Raw genomic sequence first — 26,304 nt, forward strand, 5'->3', positions numbered from 1 at the left:
AGGAGGAAATGGTAAAGTATTAGTAACTGATAATTCAGGAGTTGTAACTTGGATAGACACTACTGCTTTTGGGGCCGTAGCAGATCAAAACTCCATTGAAGGTTTAGGAACAGATACAAATAAATTCAAAGTAAAAGATTTGGGTATCATCACAGCTAAGTTAGCTGATAATGCTGTAACCACTATTAAAATAGCGGATGCGAATGTAACGACAGCTAAGATTGCCGATTCGAATGTTACTACATCTAAAATAGCTGATTTGAATGTTACCAATGCTAAACTAGCAGCTGATGCAGTTACTACAGCTAAGATATTAGACGGAACGATTATCGTAGATGATTTAGCGAACAACGCTGTTGAGACGGCCAAAATCAAAGATTTGAACGTCACTACAACTAAACTAGCCGATGCCGCTGTAACCACTACAAAGATTGCATCAGGAGGAAATGGTAAAGTATTAGTAACTGATAATTCAGGAGTTGTAGCTTGGATAGACACTACTGCTTTTGGGGCCGTAGCAGATCAAAACTCCATTGAAGGTTTAGGAACAGATACAAATAAATTCAAAGTAAAAGATTTAGGTATTATCACAGCTAAGTTAGCAGATGGTGCTGTGACCAATGCCAAAATTGGAGAAACTATATTGGTAGCAAAAGGAGGAACAGGTGCAACTACTTTAACAGGATATGTTAAAGGAAATGGAACGAATGCAATGACTGCAGTGACTACGATTCCCGTGGCAGATGTAACGGGAGCACAAACTACAGCCAATCTATCTTCAAATATGGTTACGAATACTGGTTCAACTGCAATGTATCCAAGTGTGGCGGCAGTAGAATCCTATGTTGCTACCAATGCTACTGTAGATGCTACTACATCAGTTAAAGGGAAAATAAAATTGGCTGGAGATTTAGCAGGTACAGCTGATTTACCAACTGTTCCAGGATTGGCCAATAAAGAAAATACAATTACAGCAGGAACCACTGCTCAATATTGGAGAGGAGACAAAACTTGGCAAACGTTAGATAAAGCAAAAGTAGGTTTAAGCGATGTAGATAATACCTCTGATGTCAATAAACCCATCTCAACCGCTACTCAAGCAGCGTTAGATGATAAAGCACCTAAAGCGTCTCCGGCATTGACAGGAACACCTACGGCACCTACTGCAACAGCTGGGGATAATACTTCTCAAATAGCCACTACAGAATTTGTAACTACCGCTGTGGCGGCTGCTACAATTGCTGATGCTACAGCCAGTACGAAAGGAAAAATTCAATTAGCAGGAGATATAACTGGAACTGCTGCTGCGCCAGTGGTTGCTGTGGGAGCTATTACCACTGCTAAAATATTAGACGGAACTATTGCTACTATAGATGTAGCAGATGCCGCAATTACTTCGGCTAAAATTGCTAACGGAACCATTGTAAATGCGGACTTAGCTGATAATTCAGTGACTAATACTAAATTAGCCGAAACGATTTTGGTACCCAAAGGAGGAACAGGAGCGACTACTTTAACAGGGTATGTTAAAGGTAATGGTACGAGTGCTATGACAGCTTCTGCTACAATACCAGTTGGAGATGTGGTTGACGCACAAACTACAACTAATTTATCTTCTAATATGGTTACTAATACTGGTTCAACCACAATGTATCCAAGTGTAGCTGCGGTCGAAACATTTGTAGCTAATAATGCAACAGTAGATGCCACTACATCAGTACTTGGTAAAATTCGATTAAATGGCGATTTAGCCGGAACAGGTTCAACTGCTAATGCTCCAATTATTACTGATGCAGCAATTAATACCAGTAAATTAGCTAATAATGCAGTTACGAGTGCAAAAATTACTGATGCTACTATTGTTACTGCAGATTTAGCAGATGGGGTAATTACCAATGCCAAACTTGCAGAAACGATTACTGTTGCTAATGGAGGAACAGGAACAACAACCTTATCAGGATATGTAAAAGGAAATGGAACAAGTGCTATGACTGCTGCAACGACTATACCAGTAGCAGATGTAACAGGCGCTCAGACGGTTGCAAATGTATCGTCTAGTATTACCACAGATACTGGTTCTAGTACTAAGTATCCTAGTGTAGCTGCTGTAGAGTCTTATGTGGCAAACAAAACTACCCCTGATGCAACCACCACCTCATTTGGAAAAATTCAGTTGGCAGGTGATTTGGGTGGAGTTGCAGGTTTACCATTAGTGTTGAAATTAAGAACGGTTCCTGTGAGCCCAACAGTGCCAACAACAGGGCAATTATTACAATTTGACGGAACCGCATGGACACCAATAACAATAGGTTCAGTTGTTCGAATGGAAACAGAGGAAATAACCCCAACAGCAGGACAAACAACTTTCAGTATGTCAAATACCCCTATAGGTAAAGTAGCCTTTTTTATAAATGGGGTACGTGTTCCTAAAGCGGCGATTGCAGTTTCTGGGACTACAATTACTTATACTCCATCTAATAATGGGGGGTATACCATTTTAAGTACGGATAGAATAGCTTTCGATTACATATATTAAAACTCTTTTTTATAGATAGCAAAACTCATTTTAATATGAAAAAAATTATATACACTACGGGATTGTTTTTAGTAGGTTTAGCAGCTCAAGCTCAAGAAACCGTTGTCACTAGATCGGGTAAAGAGACTACCGTTAACAAAGACGCATCAAGTACAGAAAAAGGAAGAATCAAATTGGCTGGTGACCTTGGCGGAACCGCTGATATTCCGGTAATTTCAGCAGGAGCAATTACCCCTTCCAAAGTGGCGCCAGGTGCTAATAATACCGTTTTTGTTACGGATAATACCGGAACAGTAGTTTGGATAAGTAAAACTGCTTTTGGTGCAGTGGCTGATATGATTACAATAGAAGGAGACGGTACAGCTTCAAGTCCTTTTAAGGTAAAAGATCTTAGCATTATTACGGCCAAATTAGCCAACAATTCAGTTACAAGCCCTAAGATTGAGGATGGAACTATTGTGACAGCAGATTTAGCAGATGGAAGTATTACCAATGCTAAACTTGGCGAAACGATATCAGTAACCAAAGGAGGTACAGGAGCCAATATGAGTAGTTCAATAGGATATGTGAAACAAGCGTCTTCTGGAGCTAATTTTACAACAGTAGCTTTAATTCCTGTTACAGAAGTTTCAGGAGCTGTACAAAAAGTAAATGGAAGCACTCCTGATACATACGGGAATGTTACAGTTGCTTTTGGGACAGTTTATACGGGTACTTTAGCAAATAGAAGTACAGTGGTTGCAACCCCTGATAATGGAGATATTTATGTAGTTTCTGGAGACGCCACTACTGCCAATAATGGGAATACCTATATTTACGATGGTACAACATGGCAAGAGGTTACAGTAAACCAATCCTCTTTAGATGCTCGTTATTTAAAATTGGCTGGGGGTACAATGGCAGGGAATATTGATGTTCCAACAGGTAAAAAGATAAGTATAGCAGACCAAGCAGTAAATGCTACTGATGCGGCTAACAAGGCGTATGTTGATGCACAAGTTACTTCTGCAACACCTGATGCCACATCGACTGTTAAAGGGAAAATAAAATTGGCTGGAGATTTAGCAGGTACAGCTGATTTACCAACTGTTCCAGGATTAGCCAATAAAGAAAATACAATTACAGCAGGAACCACTGCTCAATATTGGAGAGGAGACAAAACTTGGCAAACCTTAGATAAATCAGCAGTAGGGTTAGGTAATGTTGATAATACGTCAGATGCTAACAAACCCATATCTTCTCTTACACAAACGGCATTAGATTTGAAAGCGCCTTTGGCTTCTCCAATATTAACAGGAACACCTGCTGCACCTACAGCTACTGCAGGAACTAATACCACTCAAATTGCAACTACGGCATTTGTAACTACGGCTGTTACTGCCGCTTCAACCCTAGATGCTACTACATCGAGCAAGGGAAAAGTAAGATTAGCAGGTGATTTAGCAGGAACGGCTGATACACCAACAGTGCCAGGGCTAGCCAATAAAGAAAATACGATTACAACAGGGACAACAGCTCAATATTGGAGAGGTGACAAAACTTGGCAAACGTTAGATAAGACTGCTGTAGGTTTAGGAAACGTCGATAATACTTCGGATTTGAATAAACCAATATCTTCGGCTACACAAGCTGCATTGGATTTGAAAGCATCTTTGGCTTCCCCAATATTAACAGGAACACCAGCGGCACCTACAGCTGCTGCCGGAACTAATACTACTCAAATTGCAACTACGGCATTTGTAACATCAGCAATTTCTACAGCTGCAGTGGGGGATGCCACTACTTTAGTAAAAGGAAAAATACAGTTAGGAGGCGATTTAGGAGGTACAGGAACTACTGCTGCTGCACCAATTATTAAAGATGCAGTTATTAGTACAAACAAGTTAGCCGATGATGCAGTAACCAGTGCCAAAATTGTAAATGGAACTGTGGCTACTATAGATTTGGCGGATGCCAGTATTACTAATGCAAAATTAGGAGAAACTGTATCAGTAGCCAAAGGAGGAACAGGAACGACTTCTTTGACAGGATATGTTAAAGGTAATGGTACTTCTGCTTTTACATCAGTAACTTTAATTCCTGTTGCAGAAGTCAGCGGTGCAGTTGCTAAAGTAAATGGCAGTACACCAAATGCACTTGGCGAAGTAACCATTGCTTTTGGAACTGTTTTCACAGGAACTTTTGCCAATAGAGCTATTGTAGTTAGTAGTCCACATAACGGAGATATTTATGTGGTTTCGGGAGATTCGAATACAGCCAATAATGGGAACACCTATATCTTTGATGGAACTAACTGGCAAGAAGTTACAGCCAATCAAGCGTCATTAGATGCTCGTTATTTAAAATTAGCGGGTGGGACTATGACTGGAAATATTACAGTACCAACAGGTAAAAAAATAATTATAGCAGACCAAGCAGTAAATGCGACTGATGCGGCTAACAAAGCTTATGTAGATGCTCAAATTACCGCTGCTACACCAGATGCAAGTAGTACCGTTAAAGGGAAAATACAATTGGCAGGCGATTTAGGAGGAACTGCAGCAGCACCAACAGTTCCTGGTTTAGCTAATAAAGAAAATACCATCACAGCAGGTACCGCCGCTCAATATTGGCGTGGAGATAAAACTTGGCAAACCTTAGATAAATCAGCGGTAGGCTTAGGTAATATAGATAATACATCGGATGCCAATAAGCCTATATCTACAGCTACACTAACAGCTTTAAATTTAAAAGCCCCATTAGCATCACCTGCCTTAACAGGTACGCCTACAGCTCCTACAGCAGCTTCAGGTACTAATACTACCCAAGTTGCTACGACTGAGTTTGTAACTGCAGCAGTTGCAACAGCTACTCCTGATGCTACAACTACTGTTAAAGGTAAAATTAAGTTGGCGGGTGATTTAGGAGGTACAGCAGATTTACCAACTGTACCTGGTTTAGCTTCCAAACAAAATACACTAACATTAACTACTACTGGCTCAGGTGCTGCTACCTTAACAGGAGCAACTTTAAATATTCCTACACCAGCCGCTGGCTCTCCTTTTACCTTGCAAGGAACATCAACCGATGCAGGTACTGACAAAACCAGTGTGATAGATAGAACTGGAAGTATTGAAGTGAAAAGCGGCTATTTAAAAGCGATTGCAAATGGGAATACCTTTGTTTTAGATCCAACAGAAGCTTCAGGCCCTAGGCTAAAATTAGGACCAATTGCCACTCCAAATGGTTATTTTGAAATGGGTGCGTACAATTCGATGAATAATTTAGATACCAAAACAAGAGATTTTAACTTGATGAGTACTGCTAAAAACAATGCTTTTTTTCTAAAAAATGATACTGGATTTATTGGTATTGGAGTGGGGAATCCACTTTCGCTCTTTTCTAATGCAGCAAGTACTACTAATTTTGTTTCTTCCAATAATTCTACACAAAGTACTAACGGTATTTCTTGGCTGAATAGTGCCACAGGTTATACAGCCTCTTTATATAATTCGAATATAGGGGCAGGTGCAAATGGACTTCAAGTCAAAGTAGCCAATACATCTAATCAAACCATTGCCTTAGAAGTAGGACAAAACGCAACTTTAAGCGGAACTTCGACCCCCTTATTCAATGTATTAGGTAATGGAAATGTAGGTATTGGTACCAATGCTCCAAGTACTAAATTAGAAATTACATCTGGAACAGCTGGAACAGCAGGTTTAAAATTCACCAATTTAACTAATACTGCTTCTACCGTTGCAAGTACTAAATTTCTATCTGTAGATGCCACTGGTAACGTAATTTATGCTACAACGGGTTTGACTTTACCTTTAATTTCTGCAAATGGAACCAATTCGGCTACAACAGAGGTCAGAGATTATAATGTATGGGCCAATAGAGGGAATGGTTTTTACATGACAGATTTAGGAGGAGCTATTGGTAACGGGATTCCTAATAGTGGAGCTTGGTTTACCTTATCGCAAGTTGCGAATGGTTCCAATTATTTTGGGCAAACATCCTTGAACGATGGTGGATTTTGGTTTCGAGGAGGACCAACATCTACTATTGCTTCAAACACATGGTTACGTACTCTTTCTGTAAATGCTAATTCACGTTTTGCATCACAATGGGAAAATGCAACGACTAATAAGGTAACCTTGAATAATATAGATAATGGTCCTTTGGCTTTAGCAACGAATGATGTAGAAAGAATGCGAATTGCTGCAAATGGCAACGTAGGTATAGGAACTCAAAGCCCAACCACAAATTTAGATGTAGTAGGTGGAATTAGCTTACGAAATACAACTGGTGTAGCTGGGTCAAATTATGGAATAGAGATTAATACTAGTTCAAATTCTCCAAGGATTGATTGGGTTTATAATAGTGCTTACATAGGTCAATTTTCTAGTGATGCGAATGACTTTTTGTTAAAAAATTCCAAAGCAACCACAGGTGGATTTAGATTTTTAACCAGTCCAAGCGGTAATGGTGTGGAACGTTTAGCAATATTAAGTAATGGGAATGTTGGAATTGCCACTCCAACACCTCAAACTGTATTAGATATCTCTCCAAGTGCTGGTGCAAGTTCTATGACAATAGGAACTGCAGGAACGGTTAGTACAGAACAAGTCAATATCAATTTTGCTACTAAGTATGATCGTGCGGGAGGAATGGGTACTGCAAATAATAGAGGTTGGCAATTAGGAGCTAGAGGAAATGCTTGGGCTAGTCCACAAACCAATGTTTTTTATGCATCCTATTGGGATGGTACTACTTGGACGCAACCATTAACTCTTACTCCTGGTGGACTTGTGGGTATTGGGACTACAACACCTACTTCAAGATTCGAAGTCAATGGATCGGCTACCAATACTGCAGCATTTAACGCAGCAGCTACAACTACTATTAATTTTGCATCAAGTAATTTAGCTTATACTACTGCCAGTGCAGGGGCATTTACCTTAACTAATATGAAAGATGGAGGAACCTATACGCTAGCGGTTCAAGGCGCTACCTCTGGGACAGCGAGTTTCACTATAACAAATCCATCAGGAGCTACATTAACGCCTAAATTAGTAAATAACGGACCAACAACTGCAAATAAACACACGCTGTACACCTTTTTAGTAATTGGTACTAACGTGTATGTGTATATGGCAACAGGATTTTAGAAATGAAGAAAATAGTTTGTTTTTTAGTGCTATTTATGAGTACAACAGTTTTGGGTCAATTTGTGGGCACACCCTATATTGTTCCTATTGGACCTTCTTTTCAAAACACTATTATTTTTAGCTATACTGGCGTACAGCAATCGTGGACTGTACCAACAGGAGTAACTTCAATAGCAATAGAATTAGTAGGTGCTCAAGGTGGTGGAACAGGATCAGGTAAAGGTGGTAAAGTAACGGCGCAGCTAGCGGTAACCCCTGGAGCTACATTACAAGTAGTAGTAGGAGGACAACCATCAAGTGATATTGCTGTATATGGTGGTGGAGCTATTGGAGGTGTTAATACAGCAGCTACTTCAAGGAATGGATATGCTGGTGGAGGTTTAGCGGGTGTTTACTTAACCTCTGTCTCTCAAGCGAATGTACTTGCAATAGCAGGAGGAGGAGGAGGAAATGAAGGACTAAATACTCACCTAGGTGGAGATGCGGGTGCTCCTAATGGGACTAATGGAGGTCAAGGAAATTACAGTAGTAAACAAGAAGGAGGTCGAGGAGCCACCCAAAGCGCAGGAGGAGCAGCGGGGCAAGGATATGACCCACAAGTGATTGCTCCTCTTGCCGGTACTGCGCTTTCGGGAGGTCGAGGAGCAACCATTGGTACAGCTACATGGCAAGCAGGCGGCGGCGGGGGGGCAGGTTATTTTGGCGGCGGTGGAGGAGCCGGAGGCGGCGGTTCTGCGGGAGCCGGAGGCGGTGGTGCTTCTTTTGTGAGTGCTACTTATGGTACTAATATCGTTTATACTAGTGGTTTTAATACTGGTAATGGAAAAATTACGATATCCTATTAACCATGAAGCGTTTTGTCAATATTATAAAATACGGCTTTTTACTTCTTTTGACAGGGAGTATACATGCTCAATTTGTGGGGACACCCTATATTGTACCTATTGATAACGGGTTACTTTTAGATAAAGTTGGAATAAATCCCTCCTTTGCATTTAGTACACGAAAACTAAGAACAGCATATACAGGTCCTGCTATTCGTTTACGTCGATCAACTGACAATTCAGAAGTAGATGTTGCTTTTGATAGCGATGGAGTAGTTAGTGGTAATAGTATAGTTACATTAGTTGCTGTTGGTAGTAGTGGCGCTGTATTAGGACAAACCAGTACCTTGTCTATTTATAAAGGAGCTAATCCTTTATATGTTACTGTTTGGTATGATCAAGGAGCAAATGGCTATAATGGAATACAGACAACGACTGCCAGGCAACCTGTGTTTGCATTGACTTCAGCGGGTGCGACTAATCAATATGCAACTTTACAGTTTACAGGTACATCTAAACATAGTGTTGTTGTAGATAAGTCTATGAATACATTATTAACAAGTGGAATAAGAGGAAGTGTTTTAACTATAGCAAAAGTATCAAATGGTACTTCGACTAACAACTCCTTAGGACATTCAGATGCAAACGACAATAATATTCGTTGGTCAGCGCACATAAACTGGCCAGACGGTGCAAATCAAATGTACACTGATTTAGGATCTATGGAAGGGGTAAGAAGTTTTTTAAATGATGGAACAGTAGGGCTCAATAAATATAAGCAATATTCTATAGTTAGACTTATAAACAGTAAAATCGTTAGGGTAAGTGGAATTGATAAAAATAACACTTCACTTAGCTTAACATCAAGAACTTGGCAGGCAAATTCAACTTTTGGTGTAGGATTAACTACTGGTTCGCTTGATACCTCGTTTGGTCAAAATGGGTTTACAGGAAATATTCCTGAGTTTATATTATATAACATTGATCTTTCATCTTCTCAATTTCAATTGTTGGAAAACAATCAAATTTCTTTTTGGGGAGCTAATTAATTTTTCTTCTCTAATTGCTCTATAATTTTAGAGTAATTTTCGGGTCCTACTTTTTTAGCAATGATTTTTTTGTCTTGGTCTAGTAGGTAGATTACAGGGGTTTGTCTCACGTTGTAAAGCGTTTGGAAATCGACATCTTCTTTGGTATAATTTCCAGTCACTACAGGTGCAGGGTACACATTCGTCCAGTCGGATAGTTTTTCTTTTTCAATAAACTCTTTCCATTTTACCATTTCATTGGTATTATTGTTCACTGCAAAAACGACAACTCCTTTTTGTTTCCATTCGGTTTCATACAATTGATGCATTTTAGGAATCTCAGTAGCACAATGTCCACAAGTAGGATCCCAAAAGGCAATAACGGTATATTTGGCTTTGACATCATATAAGTCAATTCGCTTTTGATCTTGGTTCAGCATGAATAGATTACGCCCTTTGTCGCCCACTAAATTGTCTTTGATACTAGATACTTTGAATTTAAAAAATTCTTTTTGTTTGAGTTGTAACCAAGCGTACTCTTTGTTTTTAAAATAAGTATTGTAGATGTTGATAAACACGCGATCCATACCCATAATCTTAGGTTCTGAATACAAATCAACAAAGTGTAAACTCAAGTATTTAAAAACGTCTCCGTTGGGTTGGTCGGTTTGATTTAAGATTTGACTAATTTCTGAAGTAACCGCCTCGGGTGTTACAGGAACAAATGTGTTGAAATAGGTACTAATGCGATTTTCTAAAAAGGGATTGCGCAGCAAACGGTTGTCTTTAAAGTCAATTCCGTCAAAGAAATGTTTCTTTAAATACGCAATAGAATCGGTTTTGGTTGCTAGTTTTTCTTCGGTAGGTTTGTTTAAAAAATTATCAACGGGCTGACTCATTTTAAATAGCAAAGCCAACGTGTTGGACGGATTAGCTTGGATGTAACCGTTTTTATATACATTAATTTCGTTTTGAATTTTCTTCAGATCTTTGATCACTACCGCACTATCTTGTTTTGTTTTTTTATCGGCTAAATTTTTTTCTAAAGATTTGATTCCTTCCATTTTAGTTTTGAAAAAGGAATTGAACGTGTTGAAATCTTGATTTAAAACAGAATTGGTTACAGCCAATGTTTTATCAGATGGATTAGTAACTTGGATATTGAATTTTTGGTTAGTATCCATCATGAATTCCAACTCTATTTTTTTGTCAGTAGTGACAAGCATATAAAGTCCTTCCACGTATTTCTGGTCTTTTTTGAATACCAATTTTCCTTCAGCAGTTCCTTTGACAGAGTCCAATAAGGTTTGGTATTTACCATAGTGACTCGCTAAATAATACATTTTGTTGCTGTATTCAGGAGATTGAAATTCAATTTGGCTTTGAGGCACTATTTTTTTGGTTTGTGCTAATACAGAAAAACTTGTTATAAATACTAAGAAGCTATAAAAAATAGATTGAATGTTCATGAAATTAATTTTATTCAAAAATAAGAATTTCAATTGGTATACAATTTAACGAAATCAAATTTAATAGAAGTGTTACTAAAGAGTCAAAAAAAAGAAATACTTTTAACAGATAATTATAAGAAATTAATACGATGCGATTGGTTTTCCCTTTTTTACTACTGGTTTTCTTTTCAGCGACTAATTTGCTTCAAGCTCAGAATGCAACAGCGATTTCGGACACTACTTTTGTGAATTTAAAAGACTATAGCGCCAATTTTGTATATGACATGAAATACGCCACAACGGATAATTTCTTGAAAGCTAAGGTATATGATTGTGCGGAATGCTTTTTACGTTTGAAAACGGTGAAAGCATTGGTAAAAGCCAATACAAAATTCATTCAAAAAGGCTACCGAATCCAACTATTTGATTGTTACCGCCCTTTGGATATCCAAAAAAAAATGTGGCAAATTGTTTCCAATCCGGAATATGTAGCCGATCCCGCCAAAGGTTCTATTCATAATAGAGGTGGAGCGGTGGATATTACTTTAGTAGACAATAATAGTAAGGCATTAGATATGGGAACTCCGTTTGATTTTTTTGGTCCTGAAGCCAGTCATAATTACCAACTTCTTTCTGATGAGGTGAAGCAAAATAGAATATTCCTTAAACAAATCATGCAAGAAAACGGCTTTGTCTCCTTTGATTCGGAATGGTGGCATTATAATCTACAAAATGCGTCAAAAGAGAAAGTTTCCAATACTAAATGGAAATGCGAATGAAAGGAAATTATTTAACAGCAAAGGAGCTCAAAGAAGGTACTTAGTTGTGAATTAAACGATTTTCCACCACATCCCGAAGCGTCGGGAGTTTGAAGTAATTCAACTGAAAAGAATCCCTTTGGTTTTATTTCGCACAATCAATGTTTTGAACAAAATAAGTTTCAGGTTCGTAGACTTCGTTATTTAATTCTGATGTGAATTGTTTTTTCAGTACATAATCTTCAGTATCAGTCAAGTATTTAATACGCATCATCGATACAGGAGATTTTTTCAATTCTTCAAAACTATCTTTCATAAACATGAAAGTTCCTGGAGTAATTCGATTATCAAAGCCTTTGTCATCACGAAGCATACTTCCGCAATTTTCTTGGTCCATGTGAATCAACGTAACCACTTTTCCATTATTCAATTGTAAAAATAATTTGGAATTTTTATCGAAACAATTGGCTTTCATAAAACCTTTACTTTTTTGAATCAATTGAACGTTCAATAAAGGCATTCCATCGGCTACAGCCAAAGAAAAGAAAATATAGCTAGATGTTCCAGCAAAGTTTTTCTCAGCAATCATATATTCTTTGGTGGACTTATAAGTGCCAATTGAATCAGTTACATTGGTAGTGTATTCGCAAGGTTTTTGTGCAAATGATTGTAAACTGAATATAAATAGTGCAATAGCAAGTACGTGTTTCATGGTTATTTTATTTTGGTGCAAATTAAAACTATTTTATCATTATTCATATCGGTTGTGAAAAAACAATACAAATTACCACCCTCTTTAATTTTCCATTTTTTTCGAATAGCGTCTACGGTTTCTGGAAAGTTACGAGTCGTAATATTGCCTTTGGAATTTTCTAAATGAGTTTTGAGTTCTTTTTTAGCGTAAGGAAGACTTTGTTGAATTTCAAAAATACGACCTGGAAAGTCAATCAAATCGTTAGAAGTATAGAGATGGGAATGTTTATGTAGTTTTTCTAACGAATAAGTGGAAGCCACTTCATTGAAACCTCCAGATTTCATAACAGCACTATTAGGTTCGTAGATATAGCGTTTCGGGAGCGAATAATTTGCTTCATGAGCATCTACATTCAGTACAAATTCAAAAGTATCTGTTTTGTCTTTAGTAAGATTCGCCGTTTTGATAGTGATCTCACCTTGATAGTCTTTGTGTAATTCCCAAAGCAATTCTTTTACTTCGTTATCCAAAGCAACAATATGAATTGTTGTTACATTTTTCAGTTCAGATAATCCAGCTGCAATATCTAATAAGGGCGCTGTTTTTATTAAAATAGCATTTGATTTTTCAAAATAGAAATCCAAGTTTTCAGGAACATTAGGCAAACAATCCTTGAGCATAAAGACTTTGCCTTTGGCGTCGTTTCGGCGAGAAGGATCAATATACATCCAATCCCATTTTTGAGGTGATTTTTGTAAAATGGCTGCACTATCTCCTGGATGACAATCGATGTTGGTAATCCCTAATTGATCATAATTGTGTTTGACAATCTTTGATAAATCGGTATTGATTTCGCAATGCGTAACGCTTTTAAAATTTTTAGCAAAGTAAAAATCATCTACTCCAAAACCACCTGTTAAATCAATTAGACTATTTCCTTCGATAAGCCCCGATTTGTATTCGGCTGTTCTTTCTGAAGAAGTTTGCTCCACCGATATTTTAGAAGGATAAATGATATTAGTGGTGTTGTACCAAGTGGGTAATTTATCTTTTGCCTTTGTCTTTGCTTCAATTTGGTTCAAAATAGTAATCCATTCTACTTCATGAAACGGATTTTTTTGAAGTGCTAATTTGGCAACAGAGATCCCAATTTGATCTTGGATAAATTGCTGAATTTCAGGATTTAAAAAAGGTAAATCCAAGACTAAATGTTTTTAGTTAATAATTGAATCACAATGTTGTTAGGAAAAAATTCCTTTCCAACAACTTTCAGAATCGTGTATAATGGTACAGCGATTATCATTCCTAAAATCCCTGAAAGGAATCCTGCAATTAGTATGACTAAGAAAATTTCTAACGGATGTGAGCTGACACTCTTCGAAAAAATAATAGGTTGCGACACATTATTATCGATAAGTTGAACAATCCAAAAACCAATTAAAATAGAAATAGTAGTAGGTAAAGTTACAGTTTGAAAATCACTACCCAAATGACTAATCATAGTTAAAATAGCAGCTAGCACAGTAGCTATTAGTGGTCCGATATAAGGAATGATGTTTAATACCGCACATAAAAAAGCAATGATTATAGCATCTGGAATATTGAAAATAGATAAAACAATTAGATATAAAACAAATACGATACCGAGTTGTAGTAATAGTCCAATAAAATATCGAGATAACAAGTGATTGATTTTCTCTAATGAATTTAAAATTTGTGTTTCGTGACTGTCTGGAATTAATTTTTTTGCGCCAATTACAAATAGTTCGCGGTCTTTGAAAAAGAAAAAAGTTATGAAAAGAACAGAGGCTAAACCTATTCCGAAGCTACTGATTGTTCCTAGAATTGTATTCAATAAATTCGGGATAAAACTGAAATTTATTTTAGAACTAATATTAGCTTCTTTAATTATTCTGGATGCATCGATATGATGGCTTTCTAGAAAAGTAATTAATTGGTTGGTTAAGAAAGTGGCATTTTTTTCTATTGATTCGGTGTCTAGCAATGATAAATTTTGACTTTGTGAAAGCACCAAAGGAATAAAAAGAGCAATAAATCCAACAATAATAAGCACGAAAAAAAGTAGTGTAGTAACAGTAGCAAGAGTATGTTTAAACTTCAATCGTTTTTTTAAGAAGTCTAAAATAGGATTCCCAATTAATGTTAGAATCAAGGCTACAACTAGGTAAATAAGAACAGATTGAATTTGATACAACAAATAAAGGCCAATAGCTATCACGACCAAAGTTCCTATAGCTTTCAAGATTCCGTTAGCAATTGTTTTTGATGTAATCATTTCAATTAGTTTTTTATTGATGTTATAAAGATAGGGAATTTTAAAATCTAATTAGTTCTTATTCCTTTAGCCTGTTAGTAATTTCATACAAAGCAATACTAGCGGCTTGAACTACATTCATACTACTATTGGAACCATACATATTGATATGGGTAATTTGGTTTGCTGTTGCTAGAAGTGATTCGCTAACACCCGCGATTTCGCTTCCAATTAACAAGGCTATTTTATGATTTTTTAATACTTTAACTTCGTTAATAGGTTTACTTGTATTCGCTATTTCTAAAGCTATAATTTCGTAATTATTACTAGATAAATACTCTATAGCGGCAGTAGTCTCTTCAATAACAGTGTAGGGAACTTGCAGATGCGTACTCCGAGAAGTTTTATTGATTTTTCTTGGAGTTAAAGGAATATCTTTACCAATAAAAATAATTTTCTCAATACCAAAAGCTTCTCCAATTCGGAACAACGAACCAATGTTTTGTTGAAAATAAATATGATCACAAACCAAGGTTACTGGAAATGATTGTTTTTGAAAGTTGGTATTTTCGTGAGTAAGTTGCATTAATTATTAAAAATATAATAGATAATATTAGCTCCCATTTTCAATGCTTTTTGACGAACTTCTACAGGATCATTGTGAACTTCAGCATCTTCCCAACCATCTCCTAAGTCACACTCAAAAGTATAGAGTAAGACCAAGCGATTTTTTACAAAAATTCCAAAGGCTTGCGGACGTTTGTTGTCGTGTTCGTGGATTTTAGGTAAACCATTAGGAAAATTAAAAGGCTTTTGAAAAATAGCGTGATTGGCAGGGATTTCAACTAGTTCGTTAGATGGAAATAGTTTTTTAATGGTTTTTCTAATGTATTCATTCATGCCATAATTGTCATCAATATGTAAAAAACCTCCTGAGTTTAAATAGTTTCTAAGATTGGTTTCTTCTTCAGTATTGAAAATCACATTGCCGTGACCTGTCATATGAATGTAAGGATAGCTAAAAATATCGGGGCTATTGGGTTCTACAGTAGCTGGTTTTGATTTGATTTTGGTGTTAATACTGGAATTACAAAACCGAATTAAATTAGGCAAAGAGGTAGGATTAGCGTACCAATCGCCACCGCCATGGTATTTGACCAAAGCAATTTCTTGTGAAAAGCATTGAAATGATAGGAATAACAATAAGAAATGGATTTTTCTCATAGTCTATAATTTATTTCTCATTAAAAAACACCACGCTATGGCAAGCTACTACAGCTGCTGTTTCTGTTCGCAAACGTGTATTTCCTAAAGATACAGGAATGTATTTTTGTTCCAATGCCAAAGCAATTTCTTTCTCAGAAAAATCGCCTTCAGGACCAATTAATACAGTGATATTTGTATTGGGTCGTACAACAGATTTCAATGTTTTTTTATCCGTTTCTTCACAATGAGCGATGAGTTGCAGCCCCTCGTTTTGTTGTTTTATAAACTCTTTGAACGAAATCGCTGGATTCAGTTTGGGTAAATACAATTCGTTAGATTGCTTCATGGCCGAAAGAATAATTTTCTCAAAACGATCAGTGTTGATTACTTTTCGTTCAGAGCGATCACAAATTATAGGGGTAATTTCTTGAATACCAATTTCAGTTGCTTTTTCCAAAAACCATTCGTAACGATCGTTCATTTTGGTTGGAGCAACAGCTAAATGCAATTTAAAATTGGAAGGTGCTGATTTTTCAAAAGAAACCATTTGAACGGTGCATTTAGAATCCGATGCTAAGGTAATTTCAGTTTTAAATAAATATCCTAAACCATTCGTTACAAATAAAATATCGCCATCTTTCTTACGTAATACTTTAATGATGTGTTTACTCTCTTCTCTGTCAAAAGTAAAGCTTTCTGTAGTTTCGTTTATGGTAGAATTATAAAATAATTGCATAGTATTAGAATTGAATTCGTGCTTTAGAAACTACTGATGAAGTTTCAAAATGTTCGGATAAAAACTTTTGATAACCTACAATTCCAATCATTGCAGCATTATCGGTGGTGTATTCAAATTTAGGAATGAAAGTTTTCCATCCGTATTTTTTTTCGGCTTCTTTTAATGTGTTGCGTATGCCAGAATTAGCTGAAACGCCTCCGCCAATAGCGATTTGTTTGATTCCAGTTTCTTTTACTGCTAACTTCAATTTATCCATCAAAATTTCAATAATGGTGTGTTGAATAGAAGCGCAAATATCATTGGTGTTTTCGTCTATAAAATTCGGGTTTTCTAGTTTTTTCTTTTGGATAAAATACAAAATAGCCGTTTTCAATCCCGAAAAACTAAAATCCAATCCAGGAACTCTAGGTTTGGTAAACGGAAAGGCTTTTGGGTTTCCTAGTTGAGCATATTTGTCTACCAATGGTCCGCCGGGATAGGGTAGGCCAAGTATTTTAGCGCTTTTGTCAAAAGCTTCGCCAACGGCATCATCTGTCGTTTCTCCGATAATGGTCATGTCAAAAAAACCATCCACACGAACAATTTGTGTGTGACCACCGCTAATTGTCAAAGCCAGAAAAGGGAATTTGGGTTTTTCAAATCCTTCTTCGTCAATGAAATGGGCTAAAATATGCGCATGCATGTGGTTGACTGCAATCAAAGGAATTTGTAAGGCTAACGACATTGATTTTGCAAAAGAGCTTCCCACGAGCAAGGAACCCATCAATCCAGGGCCTTGAGTGAAAGCAATTGCCGAGAGCTGTTCTTTTTGTATATTTGCTTTTCGCAAAGCAGCGTCAATTACGGGAACTATATTTTGCTGATGTGCTCGTGAGGCTAATTCAGGAACTACACCGCCATATTGATTGTGAATGAGCTGATTAGCAACAACATTAGAGAGTACTTTATCGTTGTGTAAAACGGCAGCTGCGGTATCGTCGCAAGAACTTTCGATGGCAAGAATAAAAACCTCGGAATTTTGCATAAAAAAGCGCGAATTTTAAATTATATTTGGCATTCTGTTTCTATTTTACAGAGCAGCCAAAATTAAAGAATTTTATTTAAAGCGGCTCTCTTTGTGAAGCCAAATTAGAATTTCAAAGAATTAAATTATAAACCGTATCGAAAACGTCAAAAAAATAGTATCTCGTTCGTTAATTGGATTTGTACTCCTTTTACTGATTCTTGGCATTGCACTCAGTTTACCTGTCGTGCAAACAAAGATTGCGCAGCATTTTATGACTACAATTAATGAAGATTTTGGTACCAATATTTCGATAGATCAAGTCGCGATTTCTCCTTTTGGTGGAGTTAAATTTAAAAAGGTATTGATTCGGGATCATCACCAAGATACGTTGATTTATGCCGACAGAATTAAAACCACAATTTTAGATGGTAAAAAATTATTAGATGGAGATCTCATTTTTAGTGATTTACATTTGGATGGTCTAGTATTCAATCTAAAAACCTATAAAAAGGAAAAACTAACTAATATTGATGTTTTTATTAATGCTTTTGGAGAGGGAAAACCTTCTAAAAAACATTTTTTATTAACTGCGAAAGAAGCTCAAATTACCAAAGGTCGTTTTATTTTAACCGATGAAAACAGAGTTGTTCCTAAAGATGTTGATTTTGCCAAATTGAATATTCAGTTGTCAGACTTTAAATTGTATGGTCCAGATGTGAATACCAATATCCTCAAAATGTCTTTTTTGGATCATCGCGGCGTCTATATTAAAAAATTAAGCGGCGTATTTAGTTACACTAAAAAACAAATCAAGTTAACCAAGTTAGAAGCGGTTACCAAAGAAAAATCAGAAATAAAGGCGAATGTCGTCTTAAATTATACAATTGCAGATTTTGCAGATTTCAATAATAAAGTACAATTTGATGTTCAATTGGCATCATCCACTTTAGCTTCTAATGATATCCGTTGTTTTTATAATGAACTAGGGAAGAATCAGTTCTTTTACACTAAAGCCAATTTGCAGGGTACACTGAATAATTTAAAAGTAAGTCAACTGCATTTAGTAGATTCTAAGAAAAGCAAGATGGTTGGCGCAATTCGATTTAAGAATTTGTTTCCCAAAAAAGGACAACAATTTTACATGAAAGGAAAGTTTAGCACTCTTTTATCTAGCTATGATAATCTAGTGGCTCTGCTGCCTAATGTTTTAGGAAAAACCTTGCCTTCGAATTTGAAAAAATTAGGAACCTTTAATCTTGTGGGCAAGACGGAATTAACAAGAACATTTATTGATGCTGATTTTACGATGGCTACTGCTTTAGGGAAAGTGAAATCTAATTTTGTAATGCATTCCATTGATTTTATTGATAAGGCATCTTATGTTGGGAATGTAGTTTTAGATAATTTTGATTTAGGCACTTTTGTGGCAGAGAAGGACTTAGGTAAAATTAGTTTGAATTTGGATATTGATGGAATCGGTTTTACTGAGAAATATTTGAATACACAAATTAAGGGAGCCATCTCTCAATTAGATTATAATAATTATTCTTACCACAATCTAGAAGTGAATGGTAATTTCAAAATGCCTATTTATCAAGGAAAAGTTACCGTAAATGATCCTAATTTGAACTTGAATTTTGATGGACTTGTTGATTGGACAAAAAAAGACAGTCGATTCGATTTTCATATTGGGATTGTGAATGCTAATTTGTATCAGCTAAAACTAAGCAATGATGCTAAATCACTAGTAAAAGGAGATATTGCGGTTCAGGTTTCAGGAAATACCATTGATAATTTGCAAGGAAATGTATTTGTAAATCAAGCGACTTACGAAAATTCGAAGTCGACTTATTTCTTTAATGATTTCACTATTAATTCTAGTTTTGATACAAATAAAATAAGAACGATTACAGTCAATTCTCCTGATATTGTAGATGGGAAAATAGAAGGGAAATACAAATTCAACCAATTACAAAAATTAGTTGAGAATTCATTAGGAAGTTTATATACTAATTACAAGCCTAACAAAGTTGAAAAAGGGCAGTTTTTGAATTTTAATTTCGCCATTAACAACAAGATTGTAGAAGTACTTTTTCCTGAGGTTTCGATACAAACTAATACCATTGTAAAAGGGAATATTAATTCGGATAAGAATGAATTTAAGCTTAATTTCAATTCGCCTCAGATTATTGCCGCCAAGAATACCTTTGATAATGTAAGAATTAATGTGGATAATAAAAACCCATTGTATAATGCTTACATCGAATTAGATTCTATCAAATCAAAGTATTATAAAATTCGTGACTTTAGTTTGATTAATGTTACCATGAAAGATTCATTGTTTTTTCGAACAGAATTTAAGGGCGGAGCTAAAGGAGAAGATTATTTTAATTTGAACTTATACCACACCATTAATAAAGACAAAAATAATGTGGTTGGTATCAGTAAGTCCGAAGTCAAGTTCAAGGATTATTTGTGGTTTTTAAACGAAAATGACACACAGGATAATCGTATTGTATTTGATAAAGCGTTAAAAGAATTTGCTATTGAAGACATTGTCTTGTCACACGAAAATCAAAGAATTGAGTTGTCGGGACTGCTTAGAGGAAATTCGTATAAGGACCTGAAATTGAATTTCAAGGAGGTAAATCTGAATAAAATTACTCCAGAAAACGAACATTTTGTGTTCAATGGGAATATTAATGGAGAAGTAAATTTTAAGCAAAACAAAGCTATTTATCAGCCTACAGCTTCTTTAGTTATTGACCATCTGAATCTTAATAAGACCGATTTAGGAACCCTTGACTTTGATATTCAAGGAGATGAGAGTTTGTCTAAATTCACTATCAATTCATCAATTCAAAACGAAGATTTTGAATCGTTTAACGCGGGTGGAAATCTTGAGGTGAAAAATAATGAAACCTTATTGGATTTGCGAGTTAAATTTGATCAATTCAAGTTGGCTACCTTAGGTTCTTTAGGTGGTGAAGTATTATCTAATATTAGGGGATTTGCTTCTGGGAATGCTACGATTCAAGGAAATGTAAATAAACCAGAGATTAATGGCCGTTTGTATATTGATAAAGCGGGAATGGGTATTCCTTATTTAGGCGTTGATTATGAGTTGGCTGAGCGAACGATTGTCGACTTAACTGACGAGAAGTTTTTGTTTAGAAATAATTCATTAACCGATTCAAAATTTGGCACCAAAGGAATATTGAATGGGAGTATAGAACATAAGAATTTTTCTAATTGGAAATTGGATTTGGCTATTGCTTCAAAACGATTGTTAGCATTGAATTCAAAAGACAGCGAAGATGCAGCTTACTTTGGAACAGCCTTTATCAATGGAAGTGCAACCATTAAAGGGCCAACAAATAATTTAGAAATTAAGGTAGATGCAAAGTCAGAAAAAGGGACAGATGTGAAAATTCCTATTAACAATGCCGAAAGTGTTGGAGAGAATAGTTTTCTTCATTTTGTCACACCTAAAGAAAAGTTTAATCTAAAGAAAGGAATTGTAGAAAAACCGAGTAATTACAAAGGACTAGATTTAGAGTTTGATTTTGATATTACTCCAGATGCTGAAGTAGAGGTTATTTTAGATCGAAATTCAGGACACGGGATGAAGGGAAGAGGAAATGGTTCTCTTTTGTTTAAAATAAATACGTTAGGCAAATTCAATATGTGGGGAGATTTCCAAGCGTATGAAGGTACCTATAATTTTAAAACTACAGGAATTAATAAAAAATTCACCGTTAAAAAAGGGGGGTCAATTTCTTGGGAAGGGAATCCTTTGAAAGCCCAATTGAATTTAGAAGCGGTATATAAAACTACAGCAAATCCATCCTTGCTAATTGAGAATTCTTCATTTAACAAAAAAGTTCCTGTTGAAGTAGTGATAGGTATACGAGGTGATTTAATGAGTCCGGAGCCTGATTTTAATATTGATTTTCCAACGGTGAGTAATGTGTTAAAGTCAGAAATTCAAACAAAACTATACGATAAAGAAGTCCGTCAAACTCAGGCTTTGTATTTGCTTTCTTCAGGAAGTTTCTTGAGTACAGAAGGGATGAGTAAAGCAGATTTGTCAGGAAGCTTATTTGAGACAGCTACAGGATTATTAGGGAATGTGATTAAATCGAATGACGAAAAATTCAATATAGGAATAAATGTAGTAGGTGCTGATAAACGCTTAGGAAAAGAGACCGATGGTCGATTTGAAGCTTCTATTTCGTCCAAAATTAATGAACGAATTACGTTTAATGGAAAACTAGGAGTCCCTTTTGGCGGAATAAATCAAACGGCATTTATTGGCAATGTAGAATTACTTTGGCGATTGAACGAAGACGGTACACTGAATGGTCGAATTTTTAATAAAGAAAATGACATCAATTATATAGGTCAGGGAATAGGTTATACCCAAGGTTTAGGAATATCGTACGAAGTTGATTTTGATACTTTTAGAGAATTGGTAAACAAAATGTTTGCAAAACGACAAGTACAACAGGCAATTCCTTCGGAGTATCTAGATCAGGATTCGGACATAGCCCCTGATTTCATTCGGTTTTCCGGCTCTAAAAAATCCACCAAAGAAACGCCTAAAGTAAATCAAGAAGCACGTATTCCAGAAGAAGATTAAATACGGTTTTTTGAGTATAATTCATTAATTCTCAAATTATAACTAAATAATTATATTTTTTTAAAAAAAGTTTATTTTTATTGCTTTTTTGAAAACTTATTAACGAAAACGTTTGAATTTAAGACGTTTTTTTAATTTATTAAAAACATAGCTTTGAAACTAATTCGCGTTTATTAATTTTACGCCAAATACTATAAATAATGCCAAATAAAATAAGAAAAATAGGTGTTTTAACTTCTGGTGGTGATTCACCAGGAATGAATGCTGCAATACGCTCAGTAGTTAGAACTTGTGCATTTCATAATATTGGATGTATAGGGATTTACAGAGGATACCAAGGAATGATTGAAGGTGACTTCAAAGAAATGGGACCTCGTAGCGTTAATAATATTATTAATAAAGGAGGGACGATTTTAAAATCAGCTCGTTCTATGGAATTTAAAACTCCAGAAGGAAGAAAAAAAGCGTATGATAATTTGGTGAAAGCCGAAATTGATGCTTTTGTTGTTATTGGTGGTGACGGAAGTTTTACTGGGGCTTTATTGTTCAATTCTGAATATGATTTTCCTGTAATTGGAATTCCTGGTACTATTGATAATGATATTTTTGGAACTAGTCATACGTTAGGATACGATACTGCTTTGAATACAGTGGTAGAAGTAATTGATAAAATTCGTGATACAGCAAGTTCTCATAACCGATTATTCTTAGTTGAAGTAATGGGTCGTGATGCGGGACACATTGCATTAAATGCAGGTATTGGAGCAGGAGCAGAAGAAATTTTGATTCCCGAAGAAGATATGGGATTAGAACGATTGTTAGATTCACTTAAAAAGAGTAAAGCAACAGGAAAATCATCTAGTATAGTCGTGATTGCTGAGGGAGATAAAATTGGAAAAAGCGTTTTCGAATTAAAAGATTATGTTGAGTCTAATTTACCTGAGTATGATGTTAGAGTTTCTGTTCTTGGTCACATGCAAAGAGGAGGTTCTCCATCTTGTTTCGATAGAGTATTGGCGAGTAGACTTGGAGTAAAGGCTGTAGAATCTTTATTGGAAGGAAAATCAAATTTAATGGCAGGAATCAATCAAGATAAAATCACATTGACTCCTTTGGAACAAGCTATAAAAGGACATTCAGAAATTGATAGAGAATTAATCCGTGTTTCGGATATCGTATCGATTTAATAAATCAAAAATCACACTAAATAAACTAAATCTAAAATTAAAACTAAATTAAAATGTCAAAAGTAAAATTAGGAATAAACGGTTTCGGAAGAATTGGAAGAATTGTTTTTAGAGAATCTTTCAATAGAGACAATGTTGAGGTAGTAGCTATCAATGACTTATTAGATGTTGATCACTTAGCTTACTTATTAAAGTATGATTCCGTTCACGGTCGTTTCAATGGAACTGTAGAAGTAAAAGAAGGTAAATTATATGTAAACGGAAGACACATTCGTATCACTGCTGAAAGAAATCCAGCTGATTTGAAATGGAATGAAGTTGATGTTGATGTAGTTGCTGAATGTACTGGTTTCTTTACAACTGTTGAAACTGCTAGCGAGCATATTAAAGGTGGTGCTAAAAAAGTAATCATTTCTGCTCCTTCTGCTGATGCTCCAATGTTTGTTATGGGAGTAAATCATGAAACTGCAAAAGCTTCTGACTTAGTTGTTTCTAACGCTTCTTGTACTACTAACTGTTTAGCTCCAATGGCTAAAGTTATTCATGACAACTTCGAAATTGTTGAAGGTTTAATGACAACTGTTCACGCTACAACTTCAACTCAAATGACTAATGACGGTCCTTCTAGAAAAGATTTTAGAGGAGGTCGTTCTGCATTAGTGAATATGATTCCTTCTTCTACAGGTGCTGCTAAAGCGGTAGGAGTAGTAATTCCTTCATTAAACGGAAAATTAACTGGTATGTCAATGCGTGTTCCTACTGTTGACGTTTCTGCAGTAGATTTAACTGTAAAATTAGCTAAAGAAACTTCGTATGCTGAGATTATGGCTGTATTGAAAAAAGCATCTGAAACTACCATGAAAGGTATCTTAGGATATACAGAAGATGACGTAGTATCTAATGACTTCGTATCTGATTCAAGAACTTCTATTATTGATGCAAAAGCTGGAATTGGTTTGAATTCTACTTTCTTCAAAATTATTTCTTGGTACGATAACGAATATGGTTATTCAAGTAAATTAATTGATTTATCTGTTCATATTGCAGGTTTAAAATAATCTAAACCTTTTCAATAAAATCCCGTTATTGTTATTGTAACGGGATTTTATTTTTTTACTATTTTCATCTATTCAAAACGGTATAAAATGCTTAATTTTATAAACTTTTAAATAGATTTCCAAAACTCAAAAAACCAAAAAAACCAAAAGATGAAATTAATAGTTGATAGTGGTTCTACCAAAGCCGATTGGATTGCGATAGACGATAGTGGAAAAGTATTGTTCACAACGCAAACCTTAGGTTTGAATCCAGAAATTCTTGACGAAGAAGAAGTTGTTGATCGTTTGAATGATCGCTTTGATATTCTACAAAATAAAAATGAGGCAACTCACTTGTTCTTTTACGGAGCAGGTTGTGGTACTGAAAGAATGAAATTATTTCTTTCTCAGGTTTTTCAAGCGTATTTTCCTAATGCTATAGTTGTAGTAGAAGAAGATACTTATGCAGCGGTATATGCAACTACACCAAAAGGAGAAAGTGCTATAGTTAGTATTTTGGGTACAGGTTCAAACTGTAGTTATTTTGATGGAAAAGAATTGCATCAAAAAGTACAATCATTAGGTTATATCGTAATGGATGATTGTAGTGGAAATGTTTTTGGAAAAGAATTGATTAGAAAGTATTATTTCAATAAAATGCCTCAGCATTTAGCTGTCGAATTTGAAAAAGAATACGATATGACTCCAGATTATATCAAGAGTAAATTGTATAAAGAAGCGAATCCAAATGCATATTTAGCGACTTTTGCCAAATTTTTGATTCAGCACAAAGAAGATCCTTTCTGTAAAAAAATCATTTACAAAGGGATGAAATCGTTTGTTAAAAATTACATCAGACAATACGATAATTATCAAGAAGTACCTGTTCATTTTGTAGGATCTATTGCTTTCTATTTAAAAGAAGAACTAGAGGTTACTTTTGATAAATACCAAATTAAATTAGGTAATGTGTTACGAAGACCAATCGATGGATTGATTGCGTATCACGTTGCTAATAAATAAAAAATAAATGGAAATAGCTGTTATTGCACACGATGGGAAAAAAGCTGATTTAGTTCAGTTTTTGATAAAAAACAAAGCAATTTTACAGCGAGAAAACATCAATTTGATTGCAACAGGAACTACTGGAGGTCAAGCAGAACAAGCTGGATTTAGAGTAACAAGAATGTTGTCAGGTCCTCTAGGAGGTGATGCTCAAATTGCGGGTAGAGTAGCTGAAGGGAAAACACAAATGGTTTTCTTCTTTAAAGATCCTTTGTCTAGTCATCCGCATGAAGCTGATATTAATATGCTAATTCGCGTATGCGATGTACATAATGTGCCATTGGCAACTAACGAAGCAACGGCACAATTATTATTAAATGCTATAGCACTGCAATCATAGAGATTTCTACATTTACGTTTTTTGGCAAACAAGCCACTTGAACCGTTTCACGAGCTGGAGCGGTTTTTTCGTTAAAATAAGCTCCGTAAATGGAATTGATTGTTCCAAAATCATTCATGTTTGAAATGAATATTGTAGACTTTACTACATTTTCAAATGTCATCCCAGCAGCTTCTAAAACAGCCTTCATGTTTTCCATTACCTGTTTAGTTTCTATTTCTATAGTATCTAGAACTAATTCTCCAGTAGCCGGATTAATTGCTATTTGCCCTGAAGTGTATAAAGTATTACCTGATACTACGGCTTGATTGTAAGGGCCAATTGGTGCAGGTGCTTTTTCTGTAAAAATTATTTTTTTCATAT

General features: G+C 35.5%; 19 protein-coding genes. 10 read left to right on the forward strand and 9 right to left on the reverse strand.

What is annotated here, in order from left to right:
- The 4 genes from RMR09_RS10185 to RMR09_RS10200 all read left to right on the forward strand — a co-directional run.
- On the forward strand, positions 1-2,536 hold a 2,536-nt coding region (locus tag RMR09_RS10185; protein ID WP_310595694.1), incomplete at its 5' end, for a hypothetical protein.
- A gap of 35 nt (positions 2,537-2,571) precedes the next feature.
- Complete coding sequence (locus RMR09_RS10190) at positions 2,572-7,689, forward strand: hypothetical protein (RefSeq protein WP_310595695.1); 5,118 nt, start codon at positions 2,572-2,574, stop codon at positions 7,687-7,689.
- A 2-nt stretch (positions 7,690-7,691) separates the two neighbouring features.
- Positions 7,692-8,534, forward strand: coding sequence for a glycine-rich protein (locus RMR09_RS10195; protein WP_310595696.1), 843 nt, complete (start codon positions 7,692-7,694; stop codon positions 8,532-8,534).
- A gap of 47 nt (positions 8,535-8,581) precedes the next feature.
- Positions 8,582-9,562, forward strand: coding sequence for a hypothetical protein (locus RMR09_RS10200; protein ID WP_310595697.1), 981 nt, complete (start codon positions 8,582-8,584; stop codon positions 9,560-9,562).
- On the opposite strand, the gene RMR09_RS10205 is transcribed toward RMR09_RS10200, so the two are convergent.
- The gene (locus RMR09_RS10205) at positions 9,559-11,010 is read right to left on the reverse strand and encodes a redoxin domain-containing protein (protein ID WP_310595698.1); all 1,452 of its coding nucleotides are present in this window, start codon (positions 11,008-11,010) and stop codon (positions 9,559-9,561) included. The two genes, RMR09_RS10200 and RMR09_RS10205, sit on opposite strands and share 4 nt — an antisense overlap.
- A 131-nt stretch (positions 11,011-11,141) precedes the next feature.
- Between RMR09_RS10205 and RMR09_RS10210 the strand changes: the two genes are divergently transcribed.
- Complete coding sequence (locus tag RMR09_RS10210; protein WP_310595699.1) at positions 11,142-11,771, forward strand: M15 family metallopeptidase; 630 nt, start codon at positions 11,142-11,144, stop codon at positions 11,769-11,771.
- 124 nt (positions 11,772-11,895) lie between these two features.
- On the opposite strand, the gene RMR09_RS10215 is transcribed toward RMR09_RS10210, so the two are convergent.
- Genes RMR09_RS10215 through tsaD form a run of 7 tightly spaced genes read right to left on the reverse strand, consistent with a single transcriptional unit; the run spans position 11,896 to position 17,688 of the window.
- Positions 11,896-12,462, reverse strand: coding sequence for a hypothetical protein (locus RMR09_RS10215; protein ID WP_310595700.1), 567 nt, complete (start codon positions 12,460-12,462; stop codon positions 11,896-11,898).
- A gap of 2 nt (positions 12,463-12,464) precedes the next feature.
- Positions 12,465-13,646, reverse strand: coding sequence for a THUMP-like domain-containing protein (locus RMR09_RS10220; protein WP_310595701.1), 1,182 nt, complete (start codon positions 13,644-13,646; stop codon positions 12,465-12,467).
- 2 nt (positions 13,647-13,648) lie between these two features.
- A complete protein-coding gene (locus tag RMR09_RS10225; protein WP_310595702.1) occupies positions 13,649-14,740 on the reverse strand; it encodes an AI-2E family transporter in 1,092 nt (363 codons plus the stop codon).
- A gap of 58 nt (positions 14,741-14,798) precedes the next feature.
- Positions 14,799-15,305, reverse strand: coding sequence for a TrmH family RNA methyltransferase (locus RMR09_RS10230; protein WP_310595703.1), 507 nt, complete (start codon positions 15,303-15,305; stop codon positions 14,799-14,801).
- Positions 15,305-15,943, reverse strand: a complete 639-nt coding sequence (locus RMR09_RS10235) for a DUF4159 domain-containing protein (protein WP_310595704.1) — start codon at positions 15,941-15,943, stop codon at positions 15,305-15,307. The genes RMR09_RS10230 and RMR09_RS10235 overlap by 1 nt, the downstream gene beginning before the upstream one ends.
- Positions 15,944-15,953: 10 nt before the next feature.
- Positions 15,954-16,661 carry a 16S rRNA (uracil(1498)-N(3))-methyltransferase gene (locus RMR09_RS10240; protein ID WP_310595705.1) on the reverse strand — a complete coding sequence of 236 codons (708 nt, stop codon included), beginning with the start codon at positions 16,659-16,661 and terminating at the stop codon, positions 15,954-15,956.
- 4 nt (positions 16,662-16,665) lie between these two features.
- Complete coding sequence (gene tsaD, locus RMR09_RS10245; RefSeq protein WP_310595706.1) at positions 16,666-17,688, reverse strand: tRNA (adenosine(37)-N6)-threonylcarbamoyltransferase complex transferase subunit TsaD; 1,023 nt, start codon at positions 17,686-17,688, stop codon at positions 16,666-16,668.
- 253 nt (positions 17,689-17,941) lie between these two features.
- On the opposite strand from tsaD, the gene RMR09_RS10250 reads away from it, so the two are divergent.
- The 5 genes from RMR09_RS10250 (at position 17,942) to RMR09_RS10270 (ending at position 25,941) form a co-directional block, all read left to right on the forward strand.
- Positions 17,942-22,312 (forward strand): translocation/assembly module TamB domain-containing protein, encoded by a 4,371-nt coding sequence (locus RMR09_RS10250; RefSeq protein ID WP_310595707.1) that lies wholly within the window; start codon positions 17,942-17,944, stop codon positions 22,310-22,312.
- A 200-nt stretch (positions 22,313-22,512) separates the two neighbouring features.
- Positions 22,513-23,499 (forward strand): 6-phosphofructokinase, encoded by a 987-nt coding sequence (pfkA, locus tag RMR09_RS10255; protein ID WP_310595708.1) that lies wholly within the window; start codon positions 22,513-22,515, stop codon positions 23,497-23,499.
- 53 nt (positions 23,500-23,552) lie between these two features.
- Positions 23,553-24,557 (forward strand): type I glyceraldehyde-3-phosphate dehydrogenase, encoded by a 1,005-nt coding sequence (gap, locus tag RMR09_RS10260; RefSeq protein WP_310595709.1) that lies wholly within the window; start codon positions 23,553-23,555, stop codon positions 24,555-24,557.
- Between the two features lie 150 nt (positions 24,558-24,707).
- Positions 24,708-25,559 (forward strand): N-acetylglucosamine kinase, encoded by an 852-nt coding sequence (locus tag RMR09_RS10265; protein ID WP_310595710.1) that lies wholly within the window; start codon positions 24,708-24,710, stop codon positions 25,557-25,559.
- Positions 25,560-25,566: 7 nt separating this feature from the next.
- Positions 25,567-25,941 (forward strand): methylglyoxal synthase, encoded by a 375-nt coding sequence (locus RMR09_RS10270; protein ID WP_310595711.1) that lies wholly within the window; start codon positions 25,567-25,569, stop codon positions 25,939-25,941.
- Here the strand turns inward: RMR09_RS10270 and RMR09_RS10275 are convergent.
- Entirely contained in the window at positions 25,922-26,302 is a 381-nt protein-coding gene (locus RMR09_RS10275; RefSeq protein WP_310595712.1) for a RidA family protein, read from the reverse strand. The two genes, RMR09_RS10270 and RMR09_RS10275, sit on opposite strands and share 20 nt — an antisense overlap.
- Between the last annotated feature and the right edge of the window lie 2 nt (positions 26,303-26,304).

The sequence above is a fragment of the Flavobacterium sp. genome (assembly GCF_031537875.1).
In the GTDB taxonomy this organism is placed as follows: domain Bacteria; phylum Bacteroidota; class Bacteroidia; order Flavobacteriales; family Flavobacteriaceae; genus Flavobacterium.